The organism is Neobacillus rhizophilus, from assembly GCF_018343535.1.
Taxonomy (GTDB): domain Bacteria; phylum Bacillota; class Bacilli; order Bacillales; family Cytobacillaceae; genus Neobacillus; species Neobacillus rhizophilus.
In genome coordinates this window covers 721,684-746,571 of record NZ_JAGYPF010000003.1, presented here as the reverse complement: position 1 = coordinate 746,571, position 24,888 = coordinate 721,684, and the positions used below count along the sequence as shown (strand labels likewise).

Below are 24,888 nucleotides of genomic sequence, written 5' to 3'. Positions count from 1 at the left end.
TCACCATGTCTGCTCCACTTATTTCAATGAAGTTTGCTGGTGCTTTCAAACTGAACGGAAGGAGGGCGTAAGAATGTTTTTAAAATTTCTAGCACGTCGCTTATTGTATATTATCCCAATGCTATTCATTACAACCCTCATCGTGTTTTCTTTTATTTTACTTATCCCAGGTGACCCTGTCTTGGCGTTACTAGGCGAAAATGCGACTCCGGAAAAAATAGCACAATTACGGCAGCAGTTGGGCCTTGATCAACCGATTATTGTGCAGTATTTGGAATGGTTGAAAAATGCCCTTCAAGGGGATTTGGGCCGTTCCATTTTCACGGGACAATTCGTTCATGAGGCGGTGATCAGCCGTTTCGCTGTTACATTTCAATTGGTTGTCACTGCGATGATCATTTCCGTTTTGGGTGGCATGTTTTTCGCGATTATGTCTATCTATTATCCGAATAGCTGGATCGACTATGTATCGCGCTTTTTTGGAACGATTGGCATGTCGATGCCAAACTTTTGGCTTGCGATGCTGCTCGTTTTATTCTTTAGCTTGAAGCTTGAGTGGGTACCGGCGACTGGATTTACGAGTATTAATGAAAACCCAGTAAACTTTATAAAAGGAATTTTGTTGCCGGCTCTTTCACTTGGGGCGGTTGGAACTGCACAGATTACAAGACACTTACGCTCATCTTTAATGGAAGTAATGAGTGCGGATTATTTGCGGACTGCATACTCCAAGGGTGTTGAGCGCTGGAGAGCGATTTTCAAACACGGGCTGCAAAATGCCATGCTGCCAGTTGTGACGACAATTGGTATTTTATTCGGAAACTTATTAGGTGCAACCGTTGTGATTGAAACGATATTTGCCATACCCGGCATGGGTCAGCTCGCAGTCAACTCCATATTGCAGCGTGACTTCACAATGCTTCAGGGGGTTGTTCTCGTCATGATTATCATGGTTATTATTATCAATTTTATTACTGACCTTGTGTACGCTATCTTAGATCCTCGGATTGAATATTAGGGAAGGAGCAGGGAAATGAGTTTTAAAACAGTTTTCAAGCGTTTAATGGCAGAACGGCTAGCATTTTTCAGCTTCATTTTTTTAATGATTCTTGTCATTATTTCCATGATTGCTCCGTTCATCGTGCCTCATGATCCGTTAAAACAGGACTTGATGAAAGTCATGCTTAGCCCAAGTTCCCAACACTGGTTAGGTACAGATGAACTCGGCCGTGATATTTTCAGCCGATTGTTAATGGGAACAAAGGCGGCCATCCAAGCAGGGGTGGTTGCGATATTAATTCCGCTCTGTATCGGTGTTCCGATGGGAATTTTGTCAGGCTATTTAGGCGGGGCCGTTGATGATATTTTGATGCGGATTGTTGACGGTATTATCGCCATTCCTGCCATTTTGCTGGCGCTTGGGATTACAGGTGCTCTGGGTATTAGTTTATGGAACGCCATGATTGCCATCGGCATCGTATTCACACCGCAATTCGCAAGGCTTGCAAGGGGACAAACATTGCAAATTCGTTCAGAGCCTTATGTGGAAGCAGCAAAAATCTCAGGTGCTGGCGCAGGCTGGATCATGCTGAAACATATTATCCCGAACATCACTCCTCCAATCGTTGTGCAAGCATCATTTAATTTAAGCTATGCGATTTTAGTTGAAGCCTCGCTTAGTTTTCTTGGAATGGGTGCAAAGTCTCCGCAGATTAGTTGGGGAAATATGATTCAACAAGCCTACAGCATGATCAACATGAATGCGTGGATGATTATTTACCCTGGTCTAGCTATTATGCTGACGGTAATGGCTGGCAATTTCCTCGGAGATGGGCTTCGTGCAGCGCTTGATCCAAAGTTTAAAAAAGCTTAATAAAGGAGGTCGGAAGCATGAGTTCGAAAGAATCGCCATTACTTGAGGTGAAAAATCTGGAAACCTTCATTTCAACACCGAAAGGCGAAATCAAACCTGTTAACAATGTTTCATTCTCTATCAATAAAGGGGAAATTGTCGCATTAGTAGGCGAGTCGGGAAGCGGAAAAAGCGTTTCCTCCCTCTCGATCATGGGACTCAACGCTAGTGCGATTCAATATAAACCAGAAAGCAGCATTTACTTTAAAGATAAAGATTTATTGAGATTAGAAGAAAAGGAAATGAGGAAAATTCGTGGCAACGAAATAGCTATGATTTTCCAGGATCCGATGTTTTCACTTAATCCTGTCCATACCATTGGCAAACAAATTGCCGAGTCAATCGTTTTGCATAAAAAAGTGAAATATAAAGAAGCCCTAGAAACAGCACTCGATTTATTGAATAAAGTCGGCATTCCCGATGCAAAGCGGCGCCTCAATGACTATCCTCATCAATTGTCCGGTGGAATGAGGCAAAGAGTAATGATTGCAATGGCACTTGCTTGTGATCCACAGCTCCTTATTGCCGATGAACCGACAACGGCACTTGATGTGACGATTCAGGCGCAAATTCTAAACCTATTGCGCAAGTTACAGAAGGAAACCGGCATTTCCATTCTCCTAATAACGCATGATCTCGGTGTTGTAGCCGAAATGGCTGATCGTGTCTTAGTTATGTATTGCGGAAAGATTGTCGAAGAAGGAACGGTAGCGGATATCTTTGAAAATCCTCTTCACCCGTATACAAAAGGATTAATGTCGAGCGTACCAGAGTTATACGGCCCTTCTAAAGAAAAATTAGACACCATCCCTGGAATTGTGCCGAACCCACTTGAGTTGCCAACAGGTTGCAATTTCGTGACACGATGCAGCTACGCTACTAAAAAGTGCAGTCAAACTGCACCAACATTGCTTCAACATCCGTCAGGGAACCGGGTTTCTTGTTGGAATCCGTTTGGAAAGGAAGGGGGCAGTGCACATTATGAAACAGCAGCCACTAGTATCAATTATAGACATTAAAAAGTACTTTCCTGTTGGAAGCGGACTTTTTGGGAAAAAGAATCATTTTGTGAAAGCTGTTGATGGTGTAAGCATAGACATTTATCCTGGAGAAACCGTTGGTTTGGTTGGTGAATCAGGATGCGGGAAATCGACAACAGGCAGAATGGTCGTCGGACTGACAGATCCGACAGGTGGTGAAATCTATTTTGAGGGAAAAAAATTAAGTGAGTACAGAGCTAAAAAATCCTTAGGAAAGAACTTACAGATGATCTTTCAGGATCCGTATTCGTCGCTCAATCCGAGAATGACAGTTGCAGATATTATTGCTGAACCTTTAGTCCTGCATAAAGTCGGTAACGCAAAAGATCGAAGGAAAAGGGTGGACGAACTACTAGAGAGAGTCGGGCTCGATTCCTACCATGGCAGCCGTTATCCAATTGAATTCTCCGGAGGACAAAGACAAAGGATAGGCATCGCAAGAGCACTAGCTTTACAGCCTAAGCTCATTGTGTGTGATGAACCAGTCTCAGCCCTTGACGTATCCATTCAAGCACAAATCTTAAATCTATTAAAAGAAATTCAAAAAGATATGGGCTTATCCTATCTCTTTATTGCACATGGCATTCAAGCCGTTAAACATATTAGCGACAAAATTGCGGTCATGTATCTTGGGAAAATTATAGAATTTGCGGATAAAGAGGAATTGTTTGCTAATCCGCGGCATCCATATACAAAAGCATTGTTGTCGGCCGTGCCTCTTCCAAATCCGAAAATGCGGGACCGCGAAAGAATTATTTTACAAGGTGACCTGCCAAGCCCTGCAAATCCTCCAGCAGGCTGCAGCTTCCATACACGCTGTCCAGTCGCGATGGAACAATGTAGGAGTATCGATCCGAATCTACTATCTACTTCTGAACAAAGCCTAACAGCGTGTTTATTATTCGAGGATAGAGTAGCAAATTAGAAAAGGTAGAAGAAAAGGGACTTATATAAGTTTATGAGTTGAATCTTGCATATTTTTGGTTTGACCCCCAAAAAGGCATACTTGTTGTGTGAAATTCGACAAAATTTTCAACCAGAAACCTTTAGGCATTCTAAAACCTTGGCAATCGGTTTGGCAGACACATTGGCATTGTCTGAATCTGCCGTTGCGATGCCCATTGTCATTACCTTTCCATTATTGGGGCAAATTAAAATTTATATTTTTACCACTTATTAATTGGTCCGATTAAAGATCAGGAAAAAGTTCTAAACAAACCTGAATTGGATTGTAAAACAAAAATCTATAAAATTATATATAGTTATTTCATGGAGTAAGGAAAGAAGGCAAAGCCCCCAGGTTTTCTTTATCATACCTACCTAATAAAGCTAGCAAAATTGCTGGCTTTTTGTAATGGAAAAGAAGATCATTTCATTTGTATTAAATTCAAAAATCCGGTGTTGTAGTAGAAACAGGTTCTGATGTCAGCAGTTTACAAGCTGTGATAGAGTTGTCATCAATCCTCTAATTACCGGCGGTAAACATAAAGAGCCGTTGGTAGATATGTATAAAGGTTTTGCTTTTGTAGGTTTAAATGCCTATAGCGGTTTCGCAGATTTTGTGGTCGTCGACGCAAAAAATGTTATTAAACTTCCAGAAGGATTGTTTATGCAAATCACTGCCGCAAATGCCCGTCCACGCTACTTTTACATTCACCTGATTACTAGATATTGGAACATGCAGCCCTAATTGAACCAACTGCTGTTGCTGTTCAGGGGATTAAAGAGTCCGGATAAAGCTGACTATGATGGATGGACCCGCCTCGTTTTAAAGGTGGGTTTTTTATTTTTAACGAAAGTGTATGGCCTTCTAGAGTTAAAATATATTTTTAAAAATTCAAAATATTATTTACAATTATTCGAAGAACATGATATATTTTGTATATGAAATATTATTTTTTACATATAAAAATTGCTTATGTTTTTAAATGAACGTGCTGGTGATCGCTCATCTAATTGCGTTGAAGAAAGTAATGTATAGAAATATTGTTGTTATTGTAAATAAAAACAACGGAGGTCGAACATGAAAGGGAAATTAAGTGGATCGAAAACGAAAAATATAAAAAATGAAAAGTATGTTGTACCAGCTATCGATAATGCAGTAAAAATACTTGAATACTTAATGAAAGAAAGTCCTAAAGGTAAATCTGTATCCGAAATTTCCAATGCTGTTGCCTTAAATCCGAGCACTAGTTTTCGAATTTTACATTCACTCCTAAAATTCAATATGGTTTCCTACTCAGAAAAAGATAAAGCATTTAAATTAGGTTTTTATCTAACGCTATTGGGTCAAAAGGCCTCAGATTTAATTGATTTACAAAAAGTGCAGGTATTTCTTGAAAAGGCATCTCTACTAACCAATCAAACCTGTATTTTTTCACAAAGATATGGCGATGATAAAGTGATTTATTTAGCAAAACAGGAAAGCACAAAAGACTTTCGAATTAATGTAAATTTAGGTCAAATTCGACCAATGACAACGACATCTACCGGAAAATGCTTTTTAGCCTTTTTAAATGAGGAGGAAGTAGATGCGATCATAGATTACACCGGAGGTCTTAAGAAAGTTACGGAATATACGGTTGATACAATTACAGAATTAAAGAATCAGTTACGTATTATTAGAAGTAACGGGTATGCTATAGCTTCTCAGGAGACTTTTTTAGGGGTATGTGGGGTTGCTGCCCCAGTATTTGATGGAAATAATGATATTCGCTACGTTTTATCAACACATTGTTTTTATTCTCAAGTATCCGATGAAGAACTTCATTCGTATGGAAGACTTTTAAAAGATATAGCTCACCAAATATCTACCACAATATTTTAAGTAAAGCATGTGCCAAAGAAAAAATGGCGGCGTATAAGCTCTGTTTGATAAATTTCGGAAAGTTAAACCTTAAGAAACTTAAGATTTTCTCAACGCGGATGTAACGCTGTCAAATTAGACTTCATAGATTAGTCATCGATTTCTTTACTGAATAATCCATAATCCTGTTGCAGCTGGACCCTATCAAATGGTGAAGCGTGTACTTAGTGGCGAACTCATTTTCGAAGCTTTTGAGGATTGTTGTCGAGAAGGGAAAAGTTGGTTTTTTGTAAAAAAATCTATTATTGGCGGTGGCTTTTTATGATGACAAGACATTATGAATTTTGGCCTAAACGTTTGGGAACATCGTTACCAGTTCCGAAATCAACGGTGCATCACAATTTAGAGGTAACCACTGCACGTTACCCTGATAAAACAGCGATTATTTATTACGGAACAGAAATTTCTTACAAACAGCTATCTAATGAAGTAAATAGGCTAGCAGGTTTTTTGCAAAAAAACCTAGGGGTTTCTAAAGGAGATCGTGTTGCTCTTTATATGCAAAATTCTCCGCAATATATTATTTCCTTTTACGCCATCTTGCGAGTTGATGCAGTAGTCGTACCGGTTAATCCAATGAATGTTAAAGATGAGGTTGCCTTCTATTTAACCGATTGTGGAGCGAAGATCGCTATTGCTGGGCAAGAATTAATCGAACATATCCATCCAAGTCTTGGAAAAACGCCGTTAGAGCAAATCATCGTTGCTACGTATGCGGATTATGCTCAGCAAGGACTTGACTATTCGATTCCAGACGTTGTCGTCAAAAAAAGGGTTGTGTTTGATTCACCTCATATGATCGAGTGGGAAGAAGCATTGGCCCTTGGAAGTATACCGAATCCAAGTGAGGCGAAATCAGAAGATTTATGCTGCTTGCCGTATACATCGGGGACAACAGGAAAGCCAAAAGGGTGCATGCATACCCATAAGACAATGCAAAGCAACATTTTTGGTGCGAGTTTATGGTCGCAACATTCGCCAAGTGCGGTAAGCTTAGCGATTCTTCCATTTTTCCATGTAACCGGCTTGCAACACCTTATGAATACACCGATTTATACAGGTGGAACGATTATTGTTATGACTAGATGGGATCGGGACACGGCAGGGAAATTAATTGAGCGTTATAGTTGTACGCATTGGATATGTATCGCGACAATGTTGGTTGATTTCTTGGCAAATCCCAATTTATCAGACTATAATCTGAAATCGTTGAAATCCATTAGTGGAGGTGGCGCAGCATTACCGAAGGCAGTTGGTGAAAAGCTTTATCAGTTAACTGGTATTGAATATGGGGAAGGGTATGGATTATCTGAAACGATTGCACAGACACACATGAATCCAAGAGATCGACCGAAAATACAATGCATGGGTGTACCGCAATTTGATGTTGACGCTAGGATTATTGATCCAAACACCATGATAGAATTGGGGCCAAATGAAGAAGGAGAAGTAATTTTAAATGGACCCCAAGTTTTTAAAGGCTACTGGAATAGGTCTGAAGATACAGCTAACGCATTTATTCAGTTAGATGGGAAGACATTTTTTAGAACAGGAGACATTGCTTTTTATGACGAAGAAGGATATTTCTTTATGGTTGACCGTGTAAAACGGATGATTAATGCGTCTGGATTTAAAGTATGGCCTGCAGAGGTTGAATCACTTCTATATAAACACCCTGCTGTTAAACACGCTTGCGTAATTGGGGTTCCTGATCCAAGAAGAGGTGAGACGGTAAAGGCTTTCATTGTTTTAAATGAGAAATGTAAGGAGAATACAACAGAAGAAGAGATTATCACCTGGTCAAAAAAGCAAATGGCGGCTTACAAATATCCAAGAGTTGTCCAATTTTTAGATAAGCTTCCGACGTCAGGAAGTGGAAAGATTCTTTGGAGAAAGCTTCAAGAAGTACAAGAACAGAAACAAAGATAAAATTATATAGAAATTTTACAAAGGAGATGATGTCATGTATAAACTCCAGATTCTGTTTTTTGTTAGATTATTACTTTTATTAGCTTTCACGATGACCGTGGTGGGGTGTTCTTCTAAGTCAGGCTCGGAAAATAAACATGTTTCAAATGATAATGCAAAAGAAGAAAAACCGCAAAAGGGTGGAGAGGCTGTACTGGGATATAGCACGGATATTAGTAATTACGATCCGATTAAGTCAAGCTCAGGAGGAGATCAGTCATTACTTTGGCCAGTATATGACACGCTAGTCACCTTTAATCAAAAACTTGAACCACAACCTGGACTTGCGAAATCATGGGAATTTACCGATGAAAAAACGGTCGTTTTTCATTTACAAGAAAATGTTAAATTCCACGATGGAACGACGTTTGATGCAGAAGCGGTTAAATTTAATATCGAGCGAGTGAATTCTGATAATTCGAATGTTTCGGAGTTGAAAAATATAGAGAGTGTAGAAGTAGTCGATCCATTGACAGTGAAATTTCACTTAATGCAACCTGATACCTCTCTTATATTAGTATTATCAGATTATGCCGGAATGATGGTTTCCCCGACTGCCGTAAAGGAAAATGGAGATAATTATTCCCAGCATCCAGTAGGTGCAGGCCCCTATAAGTTTGTAAGCCGGGTTCCAAATGGAGAAATTGTTTTGGCGGCATTTGAGGATTATTGGCAGGAAGGAAAACCTTATCTGGATAAAATGACCATCAAAATTATAGCCGACGAAAATACAAGAATTAATGCTTTAAAATCAGGAGAAATAGATTTAGCCTTTAACATTAATGCAGCAAATCTATCAAATTTAGAAAACGATCCCAAAATAGTAGTTAAAAAAATATTAGGAATGAAACGTCCACAACTATATCTTAATAGAAACATAGAACCATTTAACAACAAATCATTTAGATTAGCAGTTCAACATGGCATTAACCGTGAAGCGCTAGTTAGATCCATTAACTTTGGTGACGGCGAGCCTGCATATGGTGATTTTCCAAGTGGACACTGGGCACATGATAATGAAGCTAAAATCGAATATAATCCAAAAAAAGCTAAGAAACTATTGCAGGAATCGGGCCTTAAAAATCCCTCATTTACTTTACTTCACTATTCTTCAGCTTATGAAAGTAGACTAGCGGAGGCAATTAAAGGTCAATTAAAAGAAATAGGTATTGAGGTAAATCTCCAATCAATGGAATTAACTGCAGCGGTTTCTACTTTTTTTGCTGAAAAGGGGACACCTGCATTTTTAGCATCTGCGACTGGAAAACCTGACCCACAAATGCTTACCAACTCTCAGTATTCTAAAAATAGTTATTACAATCTTGGAGGTGGTTCTCAAGAAATCGATTCACTTCTTTCGGAAGCTGTTTTAAACGATGATCTAAAGGAACGAGCTAAGGTATACCATGAGATTGGGAGACAAGCTCTTCTGGAAGAAGCGAGAGTCATTCCTCTTTTATTTCCTTCGGCGATAGATGCTACAAGCCCTAAACTAAAAGGCTATGAGCAAAATATGATGGCCAAAGGAGTTTTTTCGACAATTTGGTTAGAAAAGTAAAACTTTAACAAACCTTGATGGCTTGGGTAGATCTATTGTAAATATTTGTAATTTTCAAAATAAATATTAAGGTGGTTTTTTTAATGGGAAACGAACATTTATTAGTAAAAGTTGAAAATGGCATCATGAAGTTAACTTTAAATCGTCCCGATTCTTTGAATGCATTCAGTTATGAAATGAAGCAAGGCATAATAGATGCACTGAAAGAAGCAAGAAATAATGACGATGTCCGAGTTGTGACGATTCAAGGCGCTGGGCGTGCGTTCAGTGCAGGTGGGGATGTAAAAGGCTTTCATAAGCTTGGAGGAACGAGTGTTTATGATGCTTTAGAGCATACGAACGAATTAGTTATGGCAATTCGTTCATTTGAGAAACCTGTTATTGCGCTTGTCCACGGCTATGCGGCTGGAGCTGCCTTTAACTACGCTCTCTCATGTGACATGATCATTGCAGCTGAAGGAAGTAAATTTATTATGAGCTTTACAAAAATTGGCCTTGTAACAGATGGAGGAGGATCATACTTCCTACCTCGTATTGTTGGTGCGCAGCGGGCAAAGGAACTGCTTTTCAGCGCAGAACCAATCGATGCGAAGCAAGCGTTCGAATGGGGGATTGTAAATCGAGTAATTCAAGCTGATGAATTTGAAGAAAAAGCGATGGAGTTTGTTAGTAAATATGCAAACGGTCCTAGCAAAGCCTACGAAATGACGAAGAAGCTAGTGAATCAGTCCTTCGTTTCCGACTTAGATGAGATGTTGGAATTGGAACGGTTAACCCAAGTGATTATGATGCAGACAGAGGATTATAAGGAAGGCATCGCGGCATTTAAAGAGAAACGTGAAGCGAAATATATAGGGAGGTAACAATACGCTTTAAGAAAGGAGTCTAATAATGAGTTCATTTAAAGAAGCTCCCATGAATATTAATCTATTTATAATTTTAAGGAGGATTATGGAGTGAACAAAGTAACGCAAGTACCTTATCTCGCGATTGCTGTAAAAGATCTTGAAGAAGCATCACGTTTCTTCGGGGAAAAGTTTGGCGGTGTCATTTCAGAAATCGGTAGTGCGCCGTCCGAATCGTATCGGGACGTTGTGGTTCAAATAGGTGATTTTCATTTGTATCTTATGGAGCCCACATCTGAAGAAAGTGTGATTGCGAAATATATAGCGAAGCATGGAGAAGGCATTCACCATGTTTGTTTCTGTTATCCCGATTATAAAGAAGCTGTCGCAAAACTTAGGAAAGAGAATTTAAACATACTCGACAGAACGCATTTTTCATTTATCCATCCAAAGGATGCATACGGTGTCCTCATTGAATTGGCACCCGAAAATAATGAGCCAAGAGCTCAAAAAAGTTAAAATAACGAACGATAAGTAATAAGTTATCTATAAAGTAATCGAATCCCCATCTGATTAACAGGTGGGGATTATTTTACGCTTACAAGCATTTTATTCATACTTTATCACATTTCAGTGGGAATGAAGGCCATACTGAAAAAGAATGAAAACAGTAGAAGATTTAGAAAATTTTAAAAAATATATTGATAGTAACATTTCTATCTTGTATGATTGTATTACAAGTTTAATAAAGCGATTACAAAGGATGTGAAATATTTATAGTTTAGTTGGTTAAGAGAAGTTAGAGAATACAAAATTATTAAGATTTATTTGTTAGTAATATAAACAATTATTGACTAAATAGTAGATAGCTAAATAATAGTAGCAATCTTTGAAAGGGATGAATAGAATAGTGCCAAATTCAGTTGTGGAAGCTGCAAAAACCAAAAAAAGATACGGAATTGCTTTTTCTCTGTTTTTTTTGTATTTAGTTGCCTATGTCGACAGATCCAATATTACCATCCTTTTAGCGGATAAACCTTTTACCGATGCCTTGGGCATTACGGGTGATTTCGCCGCCCAAGGGTTGTTAATGACGTTTTTTCTACTCCCTTATGGTTTGGCTAACTTTATTACGGGAGCGATTTCAGATAAGCTAGGTGCGCGGGTTATCCTTATCTTTAGCTGTATTTCCTGGGCTGTAATTATGGTTCTTATGGGATTTACTTCTGTGTTTATCCTTATGCTTGTTTTTCGAGCCATTTTAGGGTTTGCTGAATCCCCGCTTACTCCGACGACAGACCGATTGATTATGCGCTGGTTTCCGTCTTCAGAAAGAAACTTCGCTAATGCAATCTGGCTGGTAGGGCTTACGTTAGCTCCTGTCATTACTCTTCCATTATTGGGACAAATGACAGCTTCTCTAGGCTGGCGGGCTAATTTCTTTGTCTTTGGGATTATCGGCTTGATTATTCCGATTGTCCTCATTTATCGCTATGTGTATGATAAGCCTTCTGATCATCCGTCCATAAGCAAATGGGAATTACAGCATATTGGTGAAGGATTAGAGGTAAAGAACAATGTCCAGGCTGAAAATAAACCTTCTGTTTGGAAGCGCCATGATTACTGGTTTTTAGTGGCTGGTAACTGTCTTGGTAATGGGTTTATCTGGGGTCTCATTGCCTGGCTTCCAACCTATCTAACGAAAGAATTACATATCAGTTTTGTCAAAAGTAGCTTCTTGTCGGCATTGCCATGGATATGTAGTGTTATTCTTATGCTGACGGTAAGTCCGCTGGCAGACCGTTTGAAAAATCGAAATTGGATATTAATTGCAGCTCTTACCATTGCCTCTGCTTTGATGTATGTTGTCACATTATTTCAAAATAGCACCCTCATTATTACGCTACTTTCTTTTGCAACAGGAGTTGTGTACATTGGTGCATTTGTAGGGCATTCTGCACTGCAGAGGGTGGCGAATAGTTGGAATATTGCTACAGCTGGCGGGGTATTTAACGGGATGGGATATATTTGGGCTGCCATTGTCCCGTTAGTTATCGGCTATTTAGTAGATGCAACAGGTTCTTTTGCCAGCGGGTTTCTCTTCCTTGTTGGCACGGGATTACTAGGAGCTATCGCATACATTCCTGTTTATTTACAAGAATTAAAGGATAATAAACAAGTAATTTCTGAGGATCTTAATCATGTGATTTAGAGACTTTTTGGATCACTTCTAAATAGGTGCCAGTCACTACCTGTAATTTGTCGGTACTACTAGACTATATTCGGTTGATGGCAGGCACTTTTTTATTTATGAGAAACCATAATATGGCCAACCATGGAAATTTTTATAAGGGAACGACATCTCTGGATTAATTAATCGCTCAGGCAGAAATTGCAAACAGAGGAATATTCGAAACAGACCTTCGACATTCAGTATCCTCTGCTAGTAAAAGCGTCTTTGAGTAACGGCAAAAGGTCGATTCGTTATTGGGCCGAACCCGTATTTGCCCACAGTCTGCAAAGCAATGGAATCATTGGGTGTATACCGGTTTGAGATTATTCGGGATTCAGAGGGTGGACAGACATCTAATAAGGTAGTAAGGTATTACTTCTAGAAAGTGAAGAGAGTGCCAATTACTACCAATTGGTTGTTTGCTCTTCCGCATATTTCGGGCTGTGACACGCACTCTATTTATGCTTGAAAAAGAGGGTTTTCTTGAAGAGACAAACTTATAGAAGAATAGGAAACAAGTAATTGAGAAATGTTAATCATTATGATTTTACCAAAATTATACTATAATGAATATTGAAAACGCTTCAAAAAGGAGAGGAAGCAGTTGGAATCGTTACATAGACTAAGCCCGTTATTAAAGAGATTTGTAGAAAACGGTCCTGCAGGCTGTGCTTTATCGGTCATGCATAAAGGGGAAGTTGTTTTTGAAGATTATGTCGGCTATGCGGACCTGGAAACAAAAAAGCCTATTGCACCCGATACCATTTATCGAATCTATTCAAACTCAAAAGTGATTACCTGCGTGGCTGCTTTAATGTTATATGAGCGCGGCCTCTTCTTGCTAAATGATCCGCTTGAAGAGTATCTGCCAGAATTTAAAAATCCTCAAGTCTATCAAACTGGCAAAGATAATGAGATTGAAATAGTGCCTGCAGCAAGGTCTATTACCCTTAAAGACTTATTTATGATGACATCCGGGCTGACATACGCAGGAAACCTCTTTGAAACGGAACGCCAGGTGGCCAAGAGGTTAGAGACAGAAGCTGAAAGCCAGGAATGGAACGTACGTAACTTGTCAAAAACTCTTGCTTCCATTCCGCTAGCATTTGAACCGGGGACACGTTGGCATTACGGATTTAGCCATGATATTCTAGGTGCATTGATCGAGGTGTTGGCCGGGAAAACCTTTGGGCAATTTTTAAAGGAGGAAATCTTTGACCCGCTTGGAATGAAGGATACATTTTTCAAGATTCCTGAAGAGAAGAAGCACCGGCTTTGCAGCTTATATGACCGTAACGAAGAAGGCCCGTTAATAAAAAATACCAGCATGGATGCACGCTACCAGCCGGGTACTCTTATTGAAAGCGGCGGCGGGGGACTTCTGTCTACGCTAGAAGACTATAGCCGCTTCGGACATATGCTGGCGAATGGAGGAGAGATGGATGGTGTTCGCATTTTAGGGCGGAAAACCATTGAGCTCATGACTACCAACCATCTATCACCAGAACTTTTGAGGTATTATAATTGGGATGCTTTAAAAGGTTATGGATATGGCCTTGGTGTTCGCACGATGATCAATCCAGCCGCCGGGGGCAGCAATAGCTCGTTAGGCGAATTTGGCTGGATGGGTAGGGCCGGTACATGGCTAATGGTCGATGCGAAAGAAAAATTATCAGCTGTCTACATGCAGCAAATGGTCCCGAACTTTGAGGCAATTCATCAGCCAAGGCTGCGGAATGTTATAAATGGTGCGGTTTAAAGACGATAAAGGAAAGTTCTGATTAGTTAAAGTGCCTGTGACCTCCCACATTTTTTCGAATTCTTCAGTACGATTGGGGCGTGACAGGCACTGTTTTAAAAGCAGATACAGTTGTTCAAATTAATGGATATTCCAATAATACAGGTGATGACCAATTGAGCATATGGAATCTTTAACAGAAAAAGAAGTTAATGAAATTCAAAATACATTAACTGCTAAACAGAAAGAATTCCTAAGTGAACATCTTAAAAGAAGTAAAAAGAGTAAATGGTTAGAAATCCTTTCTCAAAAGAAAGGTGTTACCTTATCCGAAGGAATGACAGAAGAAGAGGTAGAAGAAGAACTGGATTCCTGGGTACTCAGAGAGGTATTAGACGGTGGTTTTGGGAATAAGCCATACCGCTGTGAATGTGGCACCCCATTAAGATATCAGTATATCGTTTTACATACGAAAGAAAAGAAAATCTATAAATTAGGAGAAATTTGCCTAGAAAACTACACCAATTTATCTCCGGAAATCATAAGCGATATCAAAAAAGGGTTCCATACCATCGATTTAGAAAGAGATGAAATCCTTATGAAATACCGGAATCAGCAATTTTTCTCATTAGAGAAATTTCGTTATATTGAAACGGTGCCGGAGGAGATTATTAAGCAAGTTGAGGTGGGCCATCCCCTTATCGACCGTCAAATTCAAACAGTATACCAAATTAAAACTAAGTATGACAAAGAAGTACAGTTCCAAAAGGTATATAGCGGATTTAATGAATCTCAGAGAAAAGTATTTGATCATTTGGCTCCCTGGAAAAGAGAAGAGTTACTAGAAAAAATGATGGAAGAAGAGCTCATAGAGGAAGATATACCAGATGATTTCTATAATCAGGAGATTAAAGTCTTTATGGACCTGGGATTTCCACTTCTTGATGAGCACATTATGAAACTTTCAGAGTTCCAGGCGATGAAAAGATAGCAGAAAATGCTAGTGCTGCCAATGGGACGTAATAGGGGTGCTGCGATAGTACCTAGAATGACGTATGAGGAGCTTATGAATAGACATTTAGATACTTTAAAGAAAGTCCGAGAAAAGGAAAATGACATTCCTAGAGGATTAAGACAAGATTGGGATAAGATCCAAAACATTGTGCGTCAATCAAAAAACAATGAAGAAATAGACTATGGTTCGTTTAAACTCAATCTTAATAATCTTTTATACGCACTAAAAATTAAACCGGATTCTTATCTGTAGCATATTTTAAGATTAGAAAAAAACTCTAACAGTATTAAATACTATTAGAGTTTTTTTGTTTACGATGATTATTCTACTGGCATGGTGCCAGTGAATTTTGGTTTTTCTAAGTTATTCTAAACCAACTAACCAAAAAAGAAACGGTAATCATTTACTCCGTGTATTGCCATCCCAAAATGACCGAAACGCATTTTCTAGTCTTTCGCTATTCATAGTACCTCCAGATATTTACTTATACTAATAGTTTACCAGAAATGGGTGTAATGATTGTCAATAATTGTCTACAATTGTCTTCATTAGATACAAATAAAAGTGAAAAATATATTTAGCAATAAATATCCAGATATTTAACGTTGGAAATTCATCTCCATTCTTTTTCAAATATTGTAATTTGTTATAATGACAATAGGACTATCGTAAGGAATGGAGTTTTAAATAAAATGGATGTAATTAAAACAGAACCATCAGCAGCACCAGTAATACATGCCCTAAGATCCATAGGCTACAATCCAAGTACTGCCGTAGCTGACTTAGTTGATAACAGCCTGGATGCTAAAGCTTCTGTGATCAATATAAATTTTGAATACAACGAATCTGACGGCATGATAACCATAACCGACAACGGAACCGGCATGAATGAAGAGATGCTGCAAACAGCCATGAACATAGGCTCAAAAGACCCCCGCGCAAAAAGGGGTGCTAATGAGCTTGGAAGATTCGGAATGGGTTTAAAAACAGCTTCCTTCTCGCTTGGTAAACGTTTAAGTGTTCTAACGAAATTTGAAGGCGTTTACCATGAACGCTGCTGGGATTTGGACCACGTTTCGGAATGCAACGAATGGCAGCTATTCACTTCTATTCCTGAAGAAGTTAAAGAGAAAATGGGAACAATAGAGGAGAATAGCGGCACGATTGTCTGCATTGATAAATTGGATCGTTTTATGGGATACGGAGGAAGGCGTACATTAAAAGAAACCAGCTTTTTTAATAAGGTTTCACGGATAAATAAGCATTTGGAATTTGTTTTTCATTCCATTTTAGAAAAAAACGATGTCCAAATGTTTATTAACGGAAAAGAAATAATCCCATGGGACCCCTTTATGAGATACCATGAACATACAATTGAGGGCGAAATACAGATTCTGAGAATTAACGAAAACAGAATTAAAGTCCAATATTTTATTCTGCCCCATGCTTCCCATTTAACTGAACCTGAGTACAAAAAAGCAGGCGGTTATAAGGGCTGGAGAGATCATCAAGGGTTTTACATCTACCGGGAGAACCGCCTGTTGCATTATGGTGATTGGATGGGATTGTTCCCGAAGGATGCTTCTGCACAGCTTGCAAGGGTACGCATTGATCTGCCGAATGCAGCTGATTCCGATTGGCAGGTAGATATAAAAAAGTCTGGAATCAATCTTCCTGAAGAAGCGAAAAGACGACTTGAGGCTATCTCAGCAATTGCTCGGAAGGTATCAAAGGAAATATTCTATTTCCGAACTCAAAGCACAAAGACAGGACAAACATTTAAAGGCAGTTTGAACACGTGGGAACAGTCCGGAAGAGAGGATGGACCGCAATTTATCCTGAATCGAAATCATCCAATTTTAGCTGAGCTATTTAATAAAGTAGATGATGAAACGGCAAAGCTCCTTAATTTATATCTTAAGTTTGTCCAATTGGGTTCGCCAAGCAACATTATAGATTCACCAAAAGTACCGGAAGAGATTATTCAAGAGGTATCTGATGCTCAAAAAGAGCTTGTCATCCAGTTTGCCTCGACTTTATTAAAAATAAATGTTGCTGGTGATGAAGAACAGCTCCTGAATATGTTGATTACACAGCCGGCATTTGACGGCATTAATAGAGCAACCCTTAAGAAGATTGTAATGGAGGCCGGTTTACTTGATTGAACTTGATAAGAAAGTCCTTTTTGAGCAAACATTTTCTACTAATTACTACTCGTTTAAATCATTTTTTAGCTCGCAAGAAGCAGCTGAAAAGGCTTTTAATATGGCAAAGATGACAGTTCAAAGTGTCAGTGACATCGATGAAGAAACATTGGCAATGTGGTCTTTACAAATGTACAAAAAGTATAAAATAGGTGTGGATATTCCTAAACCTCCTATTATGGTAGAAAATAAAGGGAAAACTTGGTTTACCCCGCAAATGATATCCAACGGCTTTTTTTGGACAAGGTATCGCCAATTTTTAACCCAAATAAAGGGCTGGCCAATGGAATCAGTTGAAACGATTGATTATACGACAAATGAAATCATGAAATCCCTTGGCAATCCTAAGTCCATGGAGCCGTTTGACAAGCGCGGTATAGTCCTTGGTTTTGTTCAGTCTGGTAAAACGGCCAACTTTACAGGATTAATTAATAAAGCATTCGACGTCGGATATAAATTAGTGATTGTACTATCAGGCATTCACAATGACTTAAGGGCTCAGACACAGATCAGATTAAATCAAGAGGTTATTGGCAGCATGCTGGATAAGGAAGGCAAGCCGCTAGGGGTAGCCCGTGTTTATCCAAATACTCCAGAGCATATTATTTCCTCTTGGACTACAGTAGAAAATGATATTAGTTCGCAGCATGGGGGTACCAGCAATTTAAATTCCCCTACTTTAATGGTGGTAAAGAAAAATAAGACAGTTTTAGAATCTCTGCGTGATCAGCTGATATACCATCGTGATTTATATAATTTGGATATCCCTGTTTTAATCGTGGATGATGAAGCAGACCAAGCCTCAGTTGACACATCCGACCCAGTCAAGAATGAGGATCCTAAAACAATCAACAGACTGATAAGACAAATTTTAGAGGTTTTTAAACGAAAAGCTTACGCGGGTTATACGGCAACACCGTTTGCCAATCTCCTTATAAATACTGATGCAAGAACAGCTGAAGAGGGACTGGACCTTTATCCAAAAGACTTCTTGGTGGGGCTCCCAAAACCAAAGGATTATTGCGGTCCGGAGGAGTTTTTTAATGTCTATGAAGACCCGTCATATAAGAGGCCTAGTTTGATCCGGCATCTAAGAGAAGAAGATATTGAGATATTTACTACCATAAAGAAAAAAACGGATGCGGATAAGTTTGAAGAGGTTCCTCCTCAAATGCGTGAGGCCATATTGGCGTTTTTGCTTACCATAGCCATTAGGAATCTTAGGGGCCAGAGAAAAACCCATAATTCTATGCTAATACACACATCACGATTCAAAGATGTACAGTCCAATGTAAAGGATGAAGTGGCAAGGACTTTTGAGGCGATCTCACATCAGATTCAATATAATCCAAAAAGTAACGTTCTTGAAGAAATAAAAGCTCTTTACGAACAAGATTTCATGCCTACGACGGAGAAGTGGCCGGAAGATATTAAAATATACAGCTGGGAAGAGGTTTATGAGGAACTTAAAGCAGCAGCTGGCATTATTCAGGTTTTTGAAATTAACGGAAACAGCAAGGATGCCTTGGATTACCATCAATATAAAGAGGATGGCCTGAATGTCATTGCGGTCGGGGGAGATAAATTATCCCGCGGTCTGACCCTGGAAGGGTTGAGCATTACCTATTACTTCAGAAACACTCTCATGTATGACACTCTTATGCAGATGGGACGCTGGTTCGGATATAGAAAAGGCTATATGGATCTATGCAGAATTTACACTTCTGAAGAAATAGCTTCGAACTTTGAGCATTTGGCCATCGCTATGGTCGAATTAAGAGAGGAATTCGACCGGCTGGCACAAATAGGAAAAACTCCAATGGAATATGCGGTGAAAATGTTAAGCCATCCAACAATGACCTTAACAAGCCCGTTAAAAATGAAAAATGCTATTTCATCAACAATTATCTATGAAGGCACCTTGCAGCAGACTAGGATATTCGGACACAGCGAGAAGTTTTATAAAACTAATATGGAGGCTGCAGAAAAGCTGGTTAACAATCTTGATTTTGTAAAAACCAACATCGGCAGGGGAAAAACCGGCTATTATGTAGCATCTCATGTAAAAGCTGACATTGTTAAAGAATTTCTGGGCGATTATGAGACTAGAGGGAATAAGGCTGATTCCGGTTTGATGAAGAATTATATTCAATTTGCCAACGATAAAGGGGAATTAACAAATTGGACTGTTGCTGTTGTTGAAGGTGATCCGACAGGTGCTGGCCCATACCCAGTAAATTTAGGAGGCTTAACTTTAGATTCGGCAGTAGGACGGGGAACAGACATGAAACCGTCAGGCAACAAGGAACAGGATGTAGATATAAAGGCAATTGTAGCTCCTAACCAGGAATATATCGATATTGACCCTGAAAAACTTAAGGATAAAAAGGATAGGAAGGATAAACGTAAATTGCGTCCAAGAGAAAATGGGATGCTGTTAATTTATCCATTGAATCCAAATGTCCCTGTTTTTAAAAACTTGGATGTCCCATTTTCGGAAAAACTTGTCCCAATCGGTATAGCCATTTCATTCCCTTATTCTGAATTAGACGAAACTGATGTTTACCAGGTAAATAAGACTGTCCAATAACTATTAAAAGGAGAATGGCTGTGGTAGACGTTAAAACGGAATTTGAACAGATGATTGGGGAACTGAAAGACCAATCAAATGATGAATTTTATAAATTGAATGTACTAACCGATGAAGCTCCAATTATTTTTGCAGGGATTGATGCTGGCAATCTAAACAGAATGCTGTATATTGATTTAGGACAATCCCCGTGGGAGGATGAGCAGCTAAATGCCCTCCCAAAATGGCGAGGATTATCGATAAAAATGGAGTATTTTGAGAAGATTTTTTCTTTGAAAAATCGGCATGTACTAATCATACGGCAGGAAGATGAACAAAACACTGAGATTTTTGATTCGGTTCTTCAAAATTTAGTGGATCATTTAATGAACAATAAAGAGGATTCTCTTTTTTCCAATATATTTACTGTCTTGGATAGATGGAGAACATTTTTTCAAAGAGGCGGCTTTAGAAAGCTTTCGGATGAGCAGCAAAGAGGCTTATTCGGGGAGCTATGGTTTATTAATGAATGGCTGGATAAGTTCCCCGGGCAGCCACCTCTGATTATTGAGCAGTGGTATGGGCCGACTAAAGGAAGAATTGATTTTAAAAGCAATAAATTCGGATTGGAAATAAAAACTGTTTCAGAGAAACTATCTAAATCAATTAAAATCTCGAATGAGGACCAATTAAAACTAAGTGAAGCTATTTCTACAATCTATCTGTATGTTTGTTTCTTAGAGCAAAGCAAGACTCATGGAATGTCTCTTCAGGATTTAGCAGTCCAAGTCAAAGAAAAAATTGCGAAGCGTTCAGAACGAATTGCCCTTATCTATAACGACTTCTTAATGGATCTGGGATTTAGGGAAGAGGAATATGCCGAACCCCTTTACTTTGTAGAAAATATTGAGGTTTACGAGGCGGGGGCAGGGTTTCCAAGGCTACTTAAAAAGGATCTCCCAAGAGGAATCTCTCATGTAACATATAATATAGACTTAACTCATTGTTCGGAATTTGAAAGGGATAAGGAGACAATATTTCAATACTTTAGAGTGGATGGGGAAAAATGATTGAATTAAGACAACGAAAAGAATTTCTTATAGACTTTATGGAGGAATTAGAAGAAAAGGCAATTAAGGCAGGGAGTTACCAAATTCCATTTCTTGATAAGATGCTGACCTTTATGGACCGCCCGGATGAGCCCGAAATTTTGTTTCCTCCGTATTTAGATACATCGAAAAATATTGCCGTTAATGCTTATGCATATGATGAGGAGAACAATACGTTAGATTTATATGTTGTTGATTATAATTTTGAGCAAAACGAGGATGATTTGCTCACGATCAGCATGACGGCAATATCGGAAATTGCGAACAAGGCAAAAAGGTTTATTACAAATGTGCAATCCCTGATGGAGACCATTGATCAATCATTGCAGTCTTATGATCTTGCTAAGTTAATATCGGATCATATTGAATCTATTAATGAAATAAATATCTTTGTGGTCACAAATTTATACTATACCTCAAATAAACCTGTTGAAATTTCCATTTCAGGGATTGAGACTGTAAATGTCCAAGTCTGGGATATTGACCGTGTCCAGCAGCTGATAACCGCTGAGCAGGGCATAGAAACTGATTATATTGATTTTGAGCGGGATTATGGGGAACCATTAACAATGGTGCTTGTACCAGACCCAGTCAGCGGTGTGAAAAACTTTGATTGTTATGTTGGCTATATTTCCGCTGAGCTTTTAGCGAAAGCCTACGACGAGTGGGGCCAAAAGCTGGTGGAACGAAATGTAAGATCCTTCCTTCAAGCAAGGGGTGGAACAAATAAAGGAATACGCGATACTTTAAAGGATCCATTCCAGCGGAAAATGTTCGTTGCATATAATAACGGTATTTCTACGGTTGCTCGTGCAGCGGAAATTGAGAAGATTGATACGGCGGAAAATTTATATAAAATCAAGGGGCTAAGCGGCTGGCAGATTGTAAATGGTGGGCAAACAACGGCTTCGATTCATCAGGCATACAAAGATGGTATCAATCTGAAGGATGTCTTTGTACAAGCAAAGCTAACGATTCTGTTGGTTAATGAGTTTACTACGCAGGACCAGCATTTGTTAGAAGATGAAATGGTCTCGCGCATTTCCCAGTACGCCAATACGCAAAATAAAATTAACAAATCTGACCTCCTTGCCAATACAAGGTTTATGTCAGACTTGGAGAAGTTTTCCCGAAATATTTGGATTCCTGTATTTGATGGACGTAAGCCTGAGAGCAAATGGTATTTTGAGCGGGCAAGAGGCCAGTATATGGTGGATATTAACCGCAGGAAACGTGGAAAAGAACAAACAGAATTTAAAAAGCAATATCCTAAAGATAAAGTGCTGACTAAGGTAGATATAGCCAAGTACTTTATGTCATGGGAAGGCTATCCTCATACTTCAAGTAAGGGCGGGGAAGAAGCATTCAATAAGTTTATGGATTTAAACAAGAGTTTCTGGAAGACAGAAGGAAACTCTCAATCTAAAATGACATTATCTGTTTACCAAAAGTTAATCGGCAAAGCCATTATTAATAAACGTGTTCAAGAAATCGTCGAAGAGATGAAGCTGCGGGGATATAAGGCTAATGTCATTTATTATACTGTCGCTATGCTTAATCATATATACGGTGACAAAATAGACCTGGTAGAGGTTTGGAATGCACAGTCTCTATCCGATAAATGGGATGATGTAATCAGGATAATTGCTGACAAGACTCTAGCTTTCCTCAAAGATTCTGCCGGAGATCGCAACGTAACTCAGTGGGCAAAACAAGAGGCTTGTTGGGTGCAGTATAAGGAAGGCTGTTCGAAGGAATTGAGTAATCTCATATAAAAACTTTACACCCTTGGTCTTGATTCCTTGAGACAAAGGGTGTTTTACTTATCACAAATTACCTTTAATTAACTTCGGAGATCAAGATTGCAGATGGATAATTAATCAATTGTTGTTACCAATTTCTGGTTAAAAATCTCATATTACCTCTATTAATTTTTGATGATATAATTGATAAGTTAATAGCTTAATATTTGATAAGAACGTACGTTTGTATTAAAATGTGAATTGAAGAATCCTTTCTGATTCCTGAAAGGTATTTATAAAAATATCAAGAAGACTTCTTCTTGTAGGAGTGAGGCAAATGGAAAATAAAAAACTACAAGTAATGGATCTTTTTGCAGGTGCCGGTGGTCTCAGCAATGGATTTGAGCAGACAGGAAAATTTGAAGTAAAAGTTGCTGTTGAAATTAATGAAAATGCTAGGAAAACGTATTTGGAAAACCATCCTCATTTTAATAAAAAATTCTTCTATAAAGACATCACAAAATTAAGATATAAAGATGAAAATGGTAACTTAAAAGAAGAATTTCAAAATATAAAAGTTATCATTGGCGGACCGCCATGCCAGGGATTTTCAAATGCAAATAGACAGAAGAATACTCTTATTTCTTCAAATAATCAACTCGTGAAAGAGTATTTAAAGGCTATTGAGGAGATTCAACCGGTAGCTTTTGTCATGGAAAATGTCAAGACTCTGGAATCAGAGAAACATAAATTTTTTATTCGTAAAGATGACGAAGTTGAGATTGCAGGATTAAATCTAGAAGAAAAAGATGAGCATTTTAAAATAGGGACACTAACAGTAAATCCAGATAGTCTAAAATCGTTTTTAATTAATGCTTATAAAAATAAAATTGAATTAGCCCCTTATAAAATAAATAAAGATTTATTTTCAAAATTAAATTTATTGTTAAGGCATGCAAAAAAACAATCAGATAATAGCTTTAATGAGTTTGTTAATAAGGAAAACAATCACAAATATTTTTTAAGGGTTGTAAAAGATAAATGGAATGAAATTCACGAAGAATACTGGGATATTAAGTATAGAGAAGCTTGGAATAATTTAGGGGATAACTTTAATAGAATCCTAGAAAATGACACTTCTTCCATTATGGAATTTTCGAATTTACTTGAACAAATCATTGAAGCCCAAAGATTAATAAATAAAATTTCTGAAATCATTCACCATAATATAAAACTTTATGGAGATGAACTTATCAGTGACAACGCTGAAATTCATATTAAATCATACAATGTATTTGAGTATATAAAGGCAAGGCTTTCGGTTTTAAATTATGTATTTAATGCCGGTAATCATATCTTTAATGCAGCGCAATTTGGTGTTCCGCAGGAGAGGAAGAGACTCATTTTATTTGGAGTTAGAGAGGATGCTTTAAACGGAAGGCCGCTTAAATTGCCAGAACCTATTTTTCATGATAAGGAAAGCTTTTATAAAATAAAAGATGCCATCTATGACCTTGAAAATTTACCACCTAAAACAAATGTTAAAGATGACGAGATATATAGAGAAGAAGCGAGAGTAATTAATGGAAATCCTCTAAATGAATATCTAAATAATCAACCTAATAAACCTCTTTACAATCATGTAAGAACAGACTCAAGGGAAGTCGCTTTAAAACGTTTCGAATCATTAAAAGAAGGTCAAAATTTCCATGACTTAGATGATACATTGAAGTCGACTTATACCGATCATAGTAGGACGCAGAATACGATATATAAGAGACTCGACTATAATCAACCTTCCGATACTGTTGTTAATGTAAGGAAGTCAATGTGGATACATCCTAAAATTAATAGAGCAATTAGTATTAGAGAAGCAGCAAGATTACAATCATTCCCGGATTCCTATAGATTTTTTGGATCAAAAGATTCTCAGTATCAGCAAGTTGGGAATGCAGTACCTCCGTTAATGGCTAGGTTTGTGGGTGAAAGTTTATTAGATTCACTCGGAATTGAAGTTGAAGAAAAAATTAGTGACATTATCAATCCTAAGAAAAAAATGTTAGTTAAATAAAATGAGTCTGTAAAGAGC

The 24,888-nt window shown here is 38.3% G+C and carries 18 protein-coding genes; all 18 read left to right on the top strand.

All coding sequences use genetic code 11. The features are described from left to right. The first annotated feature begins 73 nt into the window (after nt 1-73). The 18 genes from KHA99_RS17180 (at nt 74) to KHA99_RS17090 (ending at nt 24,870) form a co-directional block, all read left to right on the top strand. The gene (locus KHA99_RS17180; RefSeq protein ID WP_213118676.1) at nt 74-1,018 is read left to right on the top strand and encodes an ABC transporter permease; all 945 of its coding nucleotides are present in this window, start codon (nt 74-76) and stop codon (nt 1,016-1,018) included. 15 nt (nt 1,019-1,033) lie between these two features. Beyond that, nucleotides 1,034-1,873 carry an ABC transporter permease gene (locus KHA99_RS17175; RefSeq protein WP_213118675.1) on the top strand — a complete coding sequence of 280 codons (840 nt, stop codon included), beginning with the start codon at nt 1,034-1,036 and terminating at the stop codon, nt 1,871-1,873. 17 nt (nt 1,874-1,890) lie between these two features. After that, a complete protein-coding gene (locus KHA99_RS17170) occupies nt 1,891-2,931 on the top strand; it encodes an ABC transporter ATP-binding protein (RefSeq protein ID WP_213118674.1) in 1,041 nt (346 codons plus the stop codon). Further along, nucleotides 2,894-3,877, top strand: a complete 984-nt coding sequence (locus tag KHA99_RS17165) for an ABC transporter ATP-binding protein (protein ID WP_213118673.1) — start codon at nt 2,894-2,896, stop codon at nt 3,875-3,877. Before KHA99_RS17170 ends, KHA99_RS17165 begins: the two co-directional genes overlap by 38 nt. A 1,098-nt stretch (nt 3,878-4,975) precedes the next feature. Next, on the top strand, nt 4,976-5,779 hold the full coding sequence (locus KHA99_RS17155) for an IclR family transcriptional regulator (protein WP_213118671.1): 804 nt from the start codon (nt 4,976-4,978) through the stop codon (nt 5,777-5,779). Nucleotides 5,780-6,079: 300 nt separating this feature from the next. Further along, nucleotides 6,080-7,747 carry a long-chain fatty acid--CoA ligase gene (locus KHA99_RS17150; protein WP_213118670.1) on the top strand — a complete coding sequence of 556 codons (1,668 nt, stop codon included), beginning with the start codon at nt 6,080-6,082 and terminating at the stop codon, nt 7,745-7,747. 34 nt (nt 7,748-7,781) lie between these two features. Next, nucleotides 7,782-9,344, top strand: a complete 1,563-nt coding sequence (locus KHA99_RS17145) for an ABC transporter substrate-binding protein (RefSeq protein ID WP_213118669.1) — start codon at nt 7,782-7,784, stop codon at nt 9,342-9,344. An 83-nt stretch (nt 9,345-9,427) separates the two neighbouring features. After that, a complete protein-coding gene (locus KHA99_RS17140) occupies nt 9,428-10,207 on the top strand; it encodes an enoyl-CoA hydratase/isomerase family protein (protein WP_213118668.1) in 780 nt (259 codons plus the stop codon). A gap of 93 nt (nt 10,208-10,300) precedes the next feature. Next, complete coding sequence (locus KHA99_RS17135) at nt 10,301-10,708, top strand: VOC family protein (RefSeq protein WP_213118667.1); 408 nt, start codon at nt 10,301-10,303, stop codon at nt 10,706-10,708. Nucleotides 10,709-11,099: 391 nt separating this feature from the next. Next, a complete protein-coding gene (locus KHA99_RS17130) occupies nt 11,100-12,401 on the top strand; it encodes an MFS transporter (RefSeq protein ID WP_213118666.1) in 1,302 nt (433 codons plus the stop codon). Between the two features lie 625 nt (nt 12,402-13,026). Next, nucleotides 13,027-14,181: a serine hydrolase domain-containing protein gene (locus KHA99_RS17125; protein WP_213118665.1), complete on the top strand. Its 1,155-nt coding sequence runs from the start codon at nt 13,027-13,029 to the stop codon at nt 14,179-14,181. Between the two features lie 163 nt (nt 14,182-14,344). Then, nucleotides 14,345-15,151: a hypothetical protein gene (locus tag KHA99_RS17120; RefSeq protein WP_213118664.1), complete on the top strand. Its 807-nt coding sequence runs from the start codon at nt 14,345-14,347 to the stop codon at nt 15,149-15,151. 75 nt (nt 15,152-15,226) lie between these two features. After that, nucleotides 15,227-15,427, top strand: a complete 201-nt coding sequence (locus tag KHA99_RS17115) for a hypothetical protein (RefSeq protein WP_213118663.1) — start codon at nt 15,227-15,229, stop codon at nt 15,425-15,427. Between the two features lie 440 nt (nt 15,428-15,867). Next, on the top strand, nt 15,868-17,340 hold the full coding sequence (locus KHA99_RS17110; protein WP_213118662.1) for an ATP-binding protein: 1,473 nt from the start codon (nt 15,868-15,870) through the stop codon (nt 17,338-17,340). Next, nucleotides 17,333-19,969 (top strand): Z1 domain-containing protein, encoded by a 2,637-nt coding sequence (locus KHA99_RS17105; RefSeq protein ID WP_213118661.1) that lies wholly within the window; start codon nt 17,333-17,335, stop codon nt 19,967-19,969. The genes KHA99_RS17110 and KHA99_RS17105 overlap by 8 nt, the downstream gene beginning before the upstream one ends. 20 nt (nt 19,970-19,989) lie before the next feature. Continuing rightward, nucleotides 19,990-21,018 carry a PD-(D/E)XK motif protein gene (locus tag KHA99_RS17100; protein WP_213118660.1) on the top strand — a complete coding sequence of 343 codons (1,029 nt, stop codon included), beginning with the start codon at nt 19,990-19,992 and terminating at the stop codon, nt 21,016-21,018. After that, nucleotides 21,015-22,832, top strand: a complete 1,818-nt coding sequence (locus KHA99_RS17095) for an AIPR family protein (RefSeq protein WP_213118659.1) — start codon at nt 21,015-21,017, stop codon at nt 22,830-22,832. The genes KHA99_RS17100 and KHA99_RS17095 overlap by 4 nt, the downstream gene beginning before the upstream one ends. A gap of 304 nt (nt 22,833-23,136) precedes the next feature. Continuing rightward, nucleotides 23,137-24,870, top strand: a complete 1,734-nt coding sequence (locus KHA99_RS17090) for a DNA cytosine methyltransferase (RefSeq protein ID WP_213118658.1) — start codon at nt 23,137-23,139, stop codon at nt 24,868-24,870. Nucleotides 24,871-24,888 lie beyond the last annotated feature (18 nt).